Annotated in this window: 11 protein-coding genes and 1 tRNA gene; 6 read left to right on the top strand and 6 right to left on the bottom strand. The window is 34.2% G+C overall.

Annotated features, from left to right (window positions below; all coding sequences use genetic code 11):
• The first annotated feature begins 21 nt into the window (after nt 1-21).
• The 6 genes from K8344_RS12265 (at nt 22) to K8344_RS12290 (ending at nt 4,794) form a co-directional block, all read left to right on the top strand.
• Nucleotides 22-104: transfer RNA gene (locus K8344_RS12265), tRNA-Leu, on the top strand.
• A gap of 123 nt (nt 105-227) precedes the next feature.
• Nucleotides 228-1,124, top strand: coding sequence for a MerR family transcriptional regulator (locus K8344_RS12270; protein WP_237608980.1), 897 nt, complete (start codon nt 228-230; stop codon nt 1,122-1,124).
• 152 nt (nt 1,125-1,276) lie between these two features.
• Complete coding sequence (locus tag K8344_RS12275) at nt 1,277-2,743, top strand: phytoene desaturase family protein (RefSeq protein ID WP_237608981.1); 1,467 nt, start codon at nt 1,277-1,279, stop codon at nt 2,741-2,743.
• Entirely contained in the window at nt 2,740-3,582 is an 843-nt protein-coding gene (locus tag K8344_RS12280) for a phytoene/squalene synthase family protein (RefSeq protein ID WP_237608982.1), read from the top strand. The genes K8344_RS12275 and K8344_RS12280 overlap by 4 nt, the downstream gene beginning before the upstream one ends.
• 48 nt (nt 3,583-3,630) lie before the next feature.
• Nucleotides 3,631-4,080: a sterol desaturase family protein gene (locus K8344_RS12285; protein ID WP_237608983.1), complete on the top strand. Its 450-nt coding sequence runs from the start codon at nt 3,631-3,633 to the stop codon at nt 4,078-4,080.
• Between the two features lie 3 nt (nt 4,081-4,083).
• Nucleotides 4,084-4,794, top strand: coding sequence for a lycopene cyclase domain-containing protein (locus K8344_RS12290; RefSeq protein WP_237608984.1), 711 nt, complete (start codon nt 4,084-4,086; stop codon nt 4,792-4,794).
• Between the two features lie 18 nt (nt 4,795-4,812).
• Here K8344_RS12290 and K8344_RS12295 read toward each other — a convergent pair whose 3' ends face one another.
• The 6 genes from K8344_RS12295 to K8344_RS12320 all read right to left on the bottom strand — a co-directional run bounded on the left by K8344_RS12295 (nt 4,813) and on the right by K8344_RS12320 (nt 13,181).
• Nucleotides 4,813-5,376 (bottom strand): TlpA family protein disulfide reductase, encoded by a 564-nt coding sequence (locus K8344_RS12295; protein WP_237608985.1) that lies wholly within the window; start codon nt 5,374-5,376, stop codon nt 4,813-4,815.
• A 71-nt stretch (nt 5,377-5,447) separates the two neighbouring features.
• Complete coding sequence (locus K8344_RS12300) at nt 5,448-7,712, bottom strand: aconitate hydratase (RefSeq protein ID WP_237608986.1); 2,265 nt, start codon at nt 7,710-7,712, stop codon at nt 5,448-5,450.
• Between the two features lie 263 nt (nt 7,713-7,975).
• Nucleotides 7,976-8,929 (bottom strand): AAA family ATPase, encoded by a 954-nt coding sequence (locus K8344_RS12305; protein WP_237608987.1) that lies wholly within the window; start codon nt 8,927-8,929, stop codon nt 7,976-7,978.
• Nucleotides 8,930-8,945: 16 nt separating this feature from the next.
• Nucleotides 8,946-10,379 carry a peptidylprolyl isomerase gene (locus tag K8344_RS12310; RefSeq protein ID WP_237608988.1) on the bottom strand — a complete coding sequence of 478 codons (1,434 nt, stop codon included), beginning with the start codon at nt 10,377-10,379 and terminating at the stop codon, nt 8,946-8,948.
• A complete protein-coding gene (locus tag K8344_RS12315; protein WP_237608989.1) occupies nt 10,372-11,229 on the bottom strand; it encodes a peptidyl-prolyl cis-trans isomerase in 858 nt (285 codons plus the stop codon). The genes K8344_RS12310 and K8344_RS12315 overlap by 8 nt, the downstream gene beginning before the upstream one ends.
• Nucleotides 11,226-13,181 carry a peptidylprolyl isomerase gene (locus K8344_RS12320; protein WP_237608990.1) on the bottom strand — a complete coding sequence of 652 codons (1,956 nt, stop codon included), beginning with the start codon at nt 13,179-13,181 and terminating at the stop codon, nt 11,226-11,228. The genes K8344_RS12315 and K8344_RS12320 overlap by 4 nt, the downstream gene beginning before the upstream one ends.
• Nucleotides 13,182-13,311: the final 130 nt, after the last annotated feature.

Genomic DNA, 13,311 nt, shown 5'->3' on the forward strand with positions numbered 1-13,311 from the left:
TAGCAGCTTATAGCAACATCCACCCGGGTGCTGGAATTGGTAGACAGGCATGGTTGAGGGCCATGTGTCTTATGGACGTGTGGGTTCAAGTCCCATTCCGGGTACAAATTTTAATGTATATTTAATCAATATACGTATCGAATTGTTTAAAGATAAATTCAAATTTTTAAACAAACTTTCTTTCTTTTTAGTAATTTCACCCTTGAAATATTAATTATTTAATTTTTGTGGTTAAAACTCAATTCGGCATAAAAGATCTTGAAAATCTTTCAAACGTTAAAGCCCATACGATAAGGATTTGGGAAAAACGATATAATCTTCTTGAGCCTAATCGCACCGATACCAACATAAGGAAGTACGATCTGGAAAGTTTAAAAAAGCTTCTCAACATTGTATATTTATATAATGAAGGTCATAAAATTTCAACCTTAGCAAGTCTTAATAAAACTGAGCTTCAGAAGTTAGTTAAAAAGAATATCCACGAACTAAACACCGAATATGCTTGTAATGTTTTAAAGACAGCTATGTTCGAGTTCGATAGTGAGCTTTTTGATACTACTTTTATGAAATTAATAGAACAAAAGTCGTTTCGAGAAGTGTTTTTAGAAGTATTTGTTCCTTTATTAAATGAAACAGGAGTTCTTTGGCATTCTGGAACTATTGACCCTTCGCATGAACATTTTATTTCAGAAAAAATACGCCATTTAATTATCCAACAATACAATCTTGTAAAAGATGCTTCTACAGGGAAAGAAAATAAAATCTTTGTATTGTATTTACCGCTAAAAGAAATTCACGATATTGGGCTACTATACGCTAATTATGAACTTTTATCTGCGGGTTATCACACTATATATTTAGGAGCAAACGTACCCATTGATAGTTTAAATCACGTTGTAAAAACCCAATCTGAAATCGTTTTCTTGACGTATTTTACAGTACAACCAGAGACAGACCAAGTAGAGAATTATATTGGTGAATTTCAAGAGAAAGTTAGCCATATAAAACCTTGTGAACTTTGGATTTTAGGTAAAAGGGTTGATCAGATAGCAAACCCAAATAATAATATTCGCGTTTTTAATAGCTTGGAATTATTTACCCAACATATTGAAACAACTTTATAAATATTTTACACTCTAAAGTTCTCACAATACCTCACCACCCGCTCACTATAAAAAATTGCTGTGCAAATAAGAATTATTTGGAATGAAAACTTTTAATTAGTGATTTTTTTGACATTATACTGTTTAATTATTTTGTACATTTGTTAAACAAAATGAGCAAATCTGTAATAATCATTGGTTCTGGGTTTTCATCACTAGCTGCTTCTTGCTATTTAGCTAAAGCGGGATATAGTGTAACCATATATGAAAAAAATTCAAGTATTGGGGGCCGCGCTAGGCAATTAAACAAGAATGGGTTTAAGTTCGATATGGGTCCCACTTGGTACTGGATGCCTGATGTGTTTGAACGATTTTTTTCCGATTTCGGGAAGTCTCCTGCAGAATATTACCAATTAGAGAAACTCAATCCTGCCTATCGCGTTTTTTTCGGAAAAAACGATTCTATAAGCATTGAAGATACTTTAGATAAAATTTGTGTTGCATTTGAGAATGAAGAGGTAGGCAGCTCAACGAAGCTAAAAAAGTTTATTGCACAAGCCCAAGATAATTACAATATAGCCATAAAAGATTTGGTTTATCGACCTGGAGTTTCACCTTTAGAACTCGTAAATACTGCCACCATAAAAAAAGTTGGACAGTTTTTTAGCACCATCAGTAAAGACGTTAGGAAAGAATTTACCAATCCTAAACTAATTTCTATATTGGAATTTCCAGTTTTATTTTTAGGTGCTAAGCCGTCAAATACACCGTCTTTTTACAGCTTTATGAATTATGCCGATTTTGGTCTAGGTACATTTCATCCAAAGGGAGGGATGTATTCTGTAGTAAAAGGAATTCAGAAACTTACAGAAGATCTTGGTGTTACAATTAAAACAAATCAAAACGTTGAAAAGATAAATATTGAAGATGGCAAAGCCACATCTATTATAATAAATGGAAATCTAGTAAATGCTAATTTTATATTAAGCGGTGCAGATTATCATCATACGGAAAGCTTACTACCCACTAAATACCGTCAATATTCTGACAGTTATTGGAAAAAGAAAACTTTTGCTCCTTCTGCCTTACTTTTCTATGTAGGATTTGATAAAAAGATTCAAAATGTAAATCATCACACTTTGTTTTTCGACGTAGATTTTAAAAAACATTCTGAAGAAATTTACGACCACCCCAAATGGCCTAAGGAACCTTTATTTTACGCTAGTTTCCCTTCAAAAACAGATGAGAGTGTTGCGCCTAAAGGAAAGGAATTAGGGATTTTTCTTATACCTCTAGCCCCTGGTTTGGAAGATAATCTCGAAATAAGAGAAGTGTATTTTGAAAAAATAATAAAAAGATTTGAAACTGTTACGAATCAATCTATCACAAAATCAGTTATATTTAAAGAGTCATTTTGTGTAAACGACTTTATTTCAGATTATAATAGTTATAAAGGAAATGCATACGGACTTGCAAATACGCTTTTGCAAACTGCATTTTTAAGACCGAATTTAAAGAGTAGTAAAGTGAAGAATTTATTTTTCACAGGACAACTTACTGTTCCAGGTCCCGGAGTACCACCAGCTTTAATTTCAGGAAAATTGGCAGCAGGATTAATTGAAAAATCAATAAAAAAGTGAAAGAGCTTTTCGACATAGTATCTAAATCCTGCAGCAAAAAGGTTACTGAAACTTACAGCACATCTTTTTCGTTAGCTACACGAATGTTAGCTCCATCTATTCGTCAAGATATCTACAACATCTACGGGTTTGTTCGCTTCGCCGATGAGATTGTAGATTCGTTTCACGATTACAACAAGGAATTACTTTTTAACCGTTTTGAAACTGCATTAAATGAAGCTTTGGAAGATCGCATTAGTCTAAATCCAATATTAAATTCATTTCAACATACCGTTTACAAATACAACATTGAAAGAGAGTTAATAGACACCTTTATGGCCAGTATGCGATTAGACTTGACTAAACAGGTTTACACCACTCCAGAAGAATTTAATAACTATATTTATGGTTCTGCCGATGTTGTTGGGTTAATGTGCTTAAAGGTGTTTGTGAAAGGAAATACTAATAAGTACGAAGCTCTAAAAGATGCAGCAATGTATTTGGGTTCAGCTTTTCAAAAGGTAAATTTCCTCAGAGATTTAAAAGAAGACCACGAAAATCTACAACGAACTTATTTTCCAAATGCAAATTTGGATTCGTTAGATGAAATTTCAAAGCAAGATATAATTAGTGAAATAACTGATAATTTCGACAAAGGATATCAGGGAATATTACACCTTCCAAATGAAGCGAAACTCGGAGTTTTTATTGCGTATAGATACTATAAAAGGTTATTAAAAAAACTTCAAAAAACTCCAGCCTTAGAAATTAAAAACACTCGGATTCGAATCCCAAATACTGAAAAGATTGGGCTTTTGATGAGGAGCTATGTGAAATATCAATTAAATTTGGTGAGGTGATATTATCTCTAAACAAGATTCCTAATACATAAAACAGTAAATAGAAAAATGGATACAGTTCTTTGGATAATAATTTTCATTGCTACTTTCTGCATAATGGAATTTATGGCGTGGTTCACTCATAAATATGTTATGCACGGATTTTTATGGAAGTTACACAAAGATCACCACAAAAAAGATCACGACAGCTGGTGGGAACGCAATGATTATTTTTTTCTATTCTATGCTTTAGTAAGCATAAGTTGTTTTATTGGGTGGAGTTATTATGGCTTCTGGGCCGGACTACCAATTGGGTTAGGAATATTTGCTTACGGCCTCGCCTATTTTTTTGTTCACGATATCTTTATCCACCAGCGCTTTAAGTTATTTAGAAATGCAAATAATTGGTATACTAGAGGCATTAGAAGAGCGCATAAAATGCACCATAAACACCTGGGAAAAGAAGATGGAGAGTGTTTCGGAATGTTACTACCACCCTTAAAATATTTCAAGAAATAAATTATGTGGCACCTTTATTTTGTATTGGATTTAGCTTCCTTAAGCATTCCATTTATTTTCAGTTTTCACCCAAAATTGAAGTTCTACAAATTGTGGAAATATTTTTTTCCCGCCACATTCATAATGATGGCTTTTTTTGTTTCTTGGGATATCATTTTTACTCAAAATGGTTTTTGGGGCTTTAATGACACCTACCTTTCAGGACATCGATTAATAAATCTCCCCATTGAAGAATGGCTGTTTTTTATTTGCATACCCTACGCTTGCCTATTCACCATATATGCTTTTAAAGATTTATGGCCTAAGTTTGCATTTTCCAATAAGCTTACAAAATTAGTATATTACACGCTGCAAACCATTTTTATTGTAATTCTTCTTTACAATTTCGATCGTTGGTATACCGCTATTAATTTCGCTTATGCTGTGGTTTTACTAGGTTTAGTCTTCAACTATATGCGAAGTGCTTTAAAGATATTCTTCCCAGTGTTTTTGGTGCTTTTAATTCCATTTTTTATAGTAAATGGTTTCTTAACTGGAAGTTGGATAAACGAACAAGTGGTTTGGTATAATGATGCTGAAAACTTAGGAATTCGAATAGGAACTGTTCCAATTGAAGATAGTGTCTACGCTCTTAGCATGTTGCTTACAATATTTGTATTAATGGAAAAATTTAAAGAGAAATACCCTTCAAAAACGAAAGAAATTACAAAATAGTAAACTTAATCTTTATATCTATTCCGACAGAAGTTTATCTAAAAGGGCTCTCATTTTCTTGCTATTCCAATCGGCTACACCCGTTTCATCTATAACTATTTCACCTGTTTTAGACATTACATAAGTAGTAGGAAGCACATTGGATTCTAACTGCGTTGGTGCTTTATATTTTTGAATATATATCGGCAAATTATAACCGTTTTTATCTATAAATTTCTCAATCTTTTCTGAAGTTTCTGAAGTAACGAAATAGAAATCTACTTTGTCTCCATAACTGTTGAATAGTTTTTGAAAAGAAGGCATTTCTGCGACACAAGGTGGACACCAAGTAGCCCAAAGGTTTACTATTGTGACCTTTCCTTTTGATTGTGAGAAATTGATTGCTTCAGAATTGAGTGGCTGTAAACTCCAATTGTAATCGGTTAATGTTTCTCGTTTAGATTCGGCTTTTTCAGATGGCGAAAATGATATTAATCGTTGTACAAAAACTTGTATTGGCATTCTCGTTTGCGGGATAATAAGTAAAACAAATAATCCAACGAATAGAATATTGCTCCAGTGCTTTTTTAAAAAACCTATCATATTTCTAAGGTATAAAAAAAACCTAACAGGTAATGAAACCTGTTAGGTTTGTATATTGAAAACAATGATTTTTAAGCGTTTTGCTTTTTAATCAAATTTAAAGCTGAACCTTCACGGTACCACTTAATTTGAGCATCGTTGTAAGTATGGTTTGCCATAATAACATCTTTACTTCCATCCTTATGAACAACTTCAATTGTCAATGGTTTATTAGGAGCAAAGTCTGCAATATCCACAAAGTTGAAAGTATCATCTTCTTGAATTAGATCGTAATCTGCTTCATTAGCAAATGTCAATCCAAGCATACCTTGTTTTTTCAAGTTTGTTTCGTGTATTCTAGCAAATGATTTTACTAAAACAGCTGCAACACCTAAGAATCTAGGCTGCATGGCTGCGTGCTCACGTGAAGAACCTTCACCGTAGTTATGGTCACCCACAACAATAGTTTTAATTCCTTGCGCCTTGTATTGACGCTGTACATCTGGTACACCACCGTATTCCTCAGTCAACTGATTTTTAACGAAGTTAGTTTTCTTGTTAAAAGCGTTTACAGCACCGATTAATGTATTGTTCGAAATATTATCTAAGTGCCCACGGTAACGCAACCAAGGTCCTGCCATAGAAATATGGTCGGTAGTACATTTTCCGAATGCTTTTATCAACAGTTTTACACCTTGTAATTCAGAATCTTGAATTGGCACGAATGGCTCTAACAATTGAAGGCGCTCGCTATCCGTTGCAACTTTTACCTCAACAGTACTACCGTCTTCAGTTGGCGCTAAATATCCATTATCGTCAACCGCAAAACCTTTAGGAGGTAATTCAAGACCTACTGGCTCGTCTAATTTAACCTCTTCTCCATCTTCATTAATAAGCGTATCGTTCATAGGGTCGAAGTCTAAACGACCTGAAATTGCAATTGCTGCAACCATTTCTGGTGAACCTACAAAGGCATGTGTATTTGGATTACCATCTGCACGCTTTGAGAAGTTTCTATTAAAAGAGTGCACAATTGTATTCTTTTCTTCTCCTTTTCTATCACTTCTATCCCATTGTCCAATACATGGTCCACAAGCGTTTGTAAAGATAGTAGCATCAAGATTTTCAAAAACATCTAGTAAACCATCACGCTCTGCGGTGTAACGTATTTGTTCAGAACCAGGATTGATACCGAAGTCACTTTTCGACTTTAATTTTTTATCGATTGCTTGTTGTGCGATAGATGCAGCTCTAGATAAATCTTCATATGAAGAGTTTGTACAAGAACCGATTAATCCCCAATCAACTTTAAGAGGCCAATCATTTTTTCTTGCTTTCTCACCTAACTCACCAACTTCAGTAGCTAAATCTGGTGTAAACGGACCATTTAAGTGTGGGCGTAATGTAGAAAGGTCAATTTCAATTACTTGATCGAAGTATTGTTCTGGATTTTCGTAAACTTCATCATCTCCAGTTAAATACTCGCGTATCTTGTTTGCTTCATCAGCAATTTCATTTCTATCTGTAGCTCGTAGGAAACGCTCCATAGAGTCGTCGTAACCAAATGTTGAAGTAGTAGCTCCAATTTCGGCACCCATATTACAGATAGTTCCTTTACCAGTACAAGAAAGGTTCTTTGCACCAGGTCCAAAATACTCAACTATAGCCCCTGTTCCACCTTTTACAGTTAGAATACCAGCTACTTTTAATATTACGTCTTTAGAGGCTGTCCATCCATTTAACTTACCAGTTAATTTAACACCAATAAGTTTTGGGAATTTTAATTCCCAAGGCATTCCTGCCATTACATCAACTGCATCGGCTCCACCAACTCCAATTGCAACCATTCCTAAACCACCTGCGTTTACAGTATGGCTATCGGTACCAATCATCATCCCTCCAGGGAAAGCGTAGTTTTCAAGCACTACTTGGTGAATAATTCCAGCTCCTGGTCTCCAAAAACCTATTCCATATTTATTTGAAACAGATTCTAAGAAGTCAAAAACTTCATTACTAGTTTCGTTAGCGCGCATTAAATCTTTTGCAGCACCTTGTTTTGCCTGGATTAAGTGATCACAGTGAACAGTAGTTGGAACTGCAACCGATTTTTTCCCCGCTTGCATAAATTGTAACAATGCCATTTGTGCTGTTGCATCCTGGCAAGCAATTCTATCTGGAGCAAAATCTACATAATCTTTCCCACGTTGGAAAGCCTTACTAGGTGTGCCATCCCAAAGATGTGAATAAAGAATTTTTTCAGAAAGTGTAAGGGGCCTACCCGTGATTTCACGTGCTTTATCAACACGTTCCGCCATCTGGGCGTACACCTTTTTAATCATATCAATATCAAAAGCCATAGTTGTATTTTTTGTTGTTGCGAATTTACAAAAATTTGGAATATTTAAAAAGTATTTAACGAAGTTGCTTCTTTAATGAAAATAATTCACTTAAAACTAATATTAGTTATTGAAAAATATCAATTCTTTAATTTTTAGCTACTAATAATGAGAATTTAAAAAAGAAAAGAGCAACTTAATAAGTGTCTGATTTTATTTCAACTAAAATTATTACTGTGAAAAAGTTCACGCTATAATTTTAATGAAAAGAATTAGGCAAAAAACTAGAATAAACTTCTAATAATTTCTTCTATACTCAAGCCCTCAGCCTCTGCTTTATAGTTTTTTATGAGTCGGTGTCTTAAGATTCCGATAGCAGCTTTCTGAACATCTTCAATATCTGGCGAGTATTTCCCATTTAAAGCAGCATTCGATTTTGCTGCTAAAATTAAGTTTTGTGAAGCTCTAGGTCCCGCTCCCCAATCGACATAATTCTTTACAATTTCAGGTGCTGACGGACTATTCGGTCTCGTTTTTCCAACTAGTCCTACAGCGTATTCAATAACGTTATCAGCAACAGGAATTCTTCTAATTAGTTGTTGAAAATCAATAATTTCTTGAGCTGTAAACAATGCATTTACATTTTTATGTACACCAGCGGTTGTTTGCTTTACAACTTCTACTTCCTCAGTAAATGAAGGGTATTCTAAGTTAATGGCAAACATAAAACGGTCTAATTGCGCTTCAGGTAATGGATAGGTTCCTTCCTGTTCAATTGGGTTTTGAGTAGCGAGCACAAAATAGGGTAAATCTAATTTATAGTGATGTCCGGCCACAGTTACAGCGCGTTCTTGCATTGCTTCTAAAAGAGCTGCTTGTGTTTTCGGCGGCGTTCTATTAATTTCGTCTGCAAGAATAATATTTGCAAATATTGGACCTTTGATAAACTTAAATTCGCGGTCTTTATCCAAGATTTCTGAACCTAGAATATCACTAGGCATTAAGTCTGGAGTAAATTGTATTCTTTTAAAGTTTAACCCCAAAGCTTCAGCAACAGTATTCACCAACAAGGTTTTTGCAAGCCCAGGAACACCGATAAGCAACGCATGCCCGCCAGAAAATATGGAAAGCAACACTTGCTCTACCACTTCATCTTGACCTACTATTACTTTTTTAATTTCCTGCCTAAGGGCATTGTATTTTGAAACCAGTTGTTTTACGGCTGCTACGTCTGACATATTAAAAAATCATAAATTATTTTACCCAATCCCCTGCGAAGTCACAATCTTGGTAATCTTCGTTGATGCTAATATAGGTACTTTTAATCTTTTCGTTCTGCCACTTGTTTATTACCTTGATTTGCTTTTCGCGTAATGCCAATTCTTTTATACGTTCGTAGTCTTTCGTATAGTCTGCAGTGTGCTCTTCAAAACGCTTGGTAACTGTAAGAATTTTTAAACTACTCTTACCTGTGCGGTCACGATCTGTAAATACTTTAGACACTTCACCCTCTTCAAGGTTGTACACTTTTGCACTAAGGGTTGGGTCCATTTTTGTTAAATCGAATTTAGTATCGAAAGTAACTGGATTTACTAATCGACCTCCGTTGTTGCGCGTTTCTTTATCGTCTGAATATTTCTGAGCTGCCTCAGCAAAAGTGATTTCTCCGGCTTCAATTTCAGCTCTAATATCATCCATTCTTTTATGAGCTTCATCAATAGATTTTTGTGAAACTTCTGGGAATAATAAGATATGACGTACATCTACTTCTTGACCTCGAATTTTTTCAACATAAAGAATATGATATCCAAATTCGGTTTCAAATGGCTCACTTACTTCTCCTTCTAACAATGAAAAAGCCTGATCTTTAAATTCTTTAGCCCAAGGTGAATCTCTTTTAACCCCTTCATACAAACCTCCTTTTGAAGCAGAACCTGGATCTTTAGAGTAAAGTACTGCCTTAGTAGAAAAACTTGCGTCGTTGTCGATAATATCGGCACGCATAGCGTATAACTTAGCTATAACTTCATCTTTTGCTTCTTGCGTAACTTCAGGTTCAACTACTATTTGAGCAATTTCAATCTCAGCACTAAACACTGGACGCTCATCTTCTGGAATTGAAAAGAAGAATGTACGCACCTCTTCAGGGGTAATCTCAACCTTTTCAATTACTTTTTGCTGCATTAGGCTAGCTAATTTTATATTTTTATTTGCCTCAAAAAGTTCTCTTCTTAAATCTGCAATATTGTCTTTACGGTAATACGCAGCAACTTTTTCTTCACTCCCTAATTCCGAAACCATGTACTGTAATTGCTGGTCTATCATTCCATTAATTTCAGCATCAGCAACCATGATACTATCTTGTTTAGCTTGATGAGCATAAAGCTTGTCTTCCATTAGCTTCCCCATTAACTGGCAACGACTCACATCTTCAACAGACATACCTTGCGACTTCATTTCAACATAAGCTTTATCAATATCGCTATCCAAAATAATGTGCTCGCCTACTACTGCGCTAACGCCTTCAGCTTTAAATCGTTTAAACGGTACTATTGTATCTTTTTTAAGCGCTTGACTCACTACAAGCGAATCGTTACTTTTTACAACTCCGCTGCTATCCGGCTCCAATACTGTTTGGCCGTAAATCATTGGTGTGCATAAAAGGAATAGTAATAAGAATTTATTCATTGGTGTAAATTTCAAAGTTTTTTGTTTCTATAGCGTCTTTAGTAATATCGGCTTCAAACTTTTTTATAAGCTCAAGCTTTCTTTTGTTGAGAATAATCTGCTTTAAAGTAGGTTTAATGTATGGTAGTGGTGGTGTATCATTGGGATTGAGTACATCTTCAATTTTCACCAAATATACCCCCAAAGAATCTTGTAATTGTACAAAATTTGATTTTTTTAACACTTGCTCATTAATTCCTTTTAAAACAGGTAAAACATTGAGTAGCATTTGTTTTTTAATCCAAACCGAGTCATTAAAATTACTTGAAACAAATCTGTAATTTTCGGTAGTCAATGACTTTTTATCTTTTTTATCGTAGCGTGATAATTTCTGTTTTACCTCTTGTACTCCATCGTATTCGGGAGGTAGGTGTATGTATCTTAATTTTACCAATAAATCTTTTAGTCTAAAATTATCGATGTTTGAAGCGTAATAAATTCTATAATCTTCTTCGGTTATCACACTATCTATTTGTTTACTAACAACAGCTCCTTTATAGCTTTCGGTTAACAAATCGTTTTTATATTCCTCAACCAATTTATCAAATTGCTGAAGCTTATCCGGTGATAAATTAATTTTAGCTTGTTCGATAAGCAATTTTTGCGTTGCCCAACGATTGATATAATTATTGACAATTAAAATACTATCCTCTTTTGAAGAGTTTTCCGGAACTAAACTTTCAACCTCACTTAAATATAGGTAATTGTCGTTAACTCTAGCTACAACATTTTCCTCTGTTGGTTTTTCAAAGTAATTGCAGCCCGTGAAAACGGATGATAATATGAGAGAAAAAAGAATTGTTCTTATCACTTAAGCTCTTTTTTAATACGCTTTAAGGCTTTTTTATTTACTTGAACCTTATACTTAGCACGTAAAGTTTTATTCCACTCCTGCTCTAAATGATTTTGATAATCACTTAAAACCCTACCTTTTACTTCATCTAAAGGCTTTATACTAGGAGCTAAAATATCGTTCACTTTTACCACTATATACGAATCGTTACTCTCGTAAATATCCGACACACCCTTTTTAGCGGTTATATTTTTTGGCAGATCATCAGCGTCAACTTCAAAAGTACCAGTTGAAGCTAATACCTTTACTTCTTCATTTTTATTTATTTCAGATTTTATTTCTTCAACAGACTTGTTGCTTTTCAGCATTGCTTGAATTTCTTGAGCTACCTTTTTAGAAGTTGCCGAATAAATCTCTGCATCTAAACGTTGTTTCCAAGTGTAATTGTTTTTTGTTTTATCATAAAACTCCTGCAGACCAACAGTATCAGTTTTAGCTTTTTGCCAAATGTTTTTGTTCATAACATCAAAAATCAAAAGCCCATTTCGATATTCATCTAAAACGGCTGCATACGCCTCATTTTCATCTTCTAATTTGTCTTTAAAGTAATCTGTTAAACTTACGTTCACAAATTCTTCATATAAACTGTTCAGTAAAAGAGTTTTATCTTTAAAAGCTCTAGTAGATTTTTGACGATAAGAAATATAATTAGCAAAATCTGAATACTTTAAATCTTTATCCCCAATTGTAAACAACACTTTATCGTCTTCTGGCTTTATCTCTTCACCTTCCCATCTTCGGTTAAAGACATCTTTTGAAACATAATTATCAAAAAATGGCATATAATCTACACCTTCTTTAAAGCCATATTTATCTTTAATTTTCTTATTTACTGCGTGATATACTACTTTTGATCTATCGCCACCCTCCACTTTTTTATCGAGTGTTTCTTTTTGGCTTTCGTAGCTTTCTTCTGGAATAATATTTCTCAATTTGATGATATGCCATCCAAACTCAGATTTTACAGGCTTGCTTAATTCTCCTGGAGTTTTAAGTTTGTATGCCGCTGCTTCAAATTCTGGTGCTTTAAGATCGCCTCTAGTAAAAGGCTTTAATTCGCCACCTTTATTTCCAGAACCTCTATCGTCTGAGTATTGTTTTGCCAAACTCTCAAAAGACTCCCCTTGCTCTAGAAGTTTATAAATTTCCTGAATACGTTCTTGAGGATCAAAATTGCGCTCTTTTCTTTTGTCGGAAATCATTATATGACTTACTTCAATTTTTGGAGCCCTTTCTCTTCTATTGTTTACTTTTATAAGGTGATACCCAAACTGAGTTCTAACTATATTTGAAATCTCTCCAGTTTTAGTATTGTATGCTTCTGTTTCGAATGGATAAACCATTTGAAAAACAGAGAAATAACCTAAATCTCCACCACTTACTGAAGCATTAGGCTCTTCAGAATATTTTTTAGCTAGTTCGGTGAAATCTTCACCCTTTAAAGCGCGCTCGCGAATCTTCTTTAATTTGTTATAAGCAGCCAACGTATCTTGTGGCATTGCATCAAAATCAACAAGAATTAAAATGTGAGAAGCATTAATCTCTTCTTTCCCTCTTTCGTAAGCTTCTTTAGACAATTCATCAGTAATTTGATCTTTTGCTAAATACTGTCTTGAAAGTTGATCGCGATATTGAGAAAGCTCTCTAACGTAAGATTGATCTTGATCTAAACCTTGTGCCCGAGCTTCAGCAACTTTTAATTTATAATCTATAAATAACTCCAAGTAGCCATCGACATCTTTTTGAGATTCGTCCTGTACAAGGTCTAAGTTTTTCTTATAAACACGATTAAATTCTTTTACATAAACAGGAGAACCATCTATCGTTAGAAGTTCATCTTTTTTACTTTGTGCAAAAACTGTCGTAGCGCTTAAAAAAGCTAAAAGACATACGGTAAGAAATTTTCTCATTATTATTGAATTATTGTTTTAAATGAAGTTATGCCTATACAAATATTTTGGCCTACAAATGTGCGAAAATAGCAAAAACCTATGTGAACTCACACCCAAAAGCAAACGAATTTATCGGCAATATAGTGTC

This window comes from Aequorivita xiaoshiensis, from assembly GCF_022008395.1.
Taxonomy (GTDB): Bacteria; Bacteroidota; Bacteroidia; order Flavobacteriales; family Flavobacteriaceae; genus Aequorivita; species Aequorivita xiaoshiensis.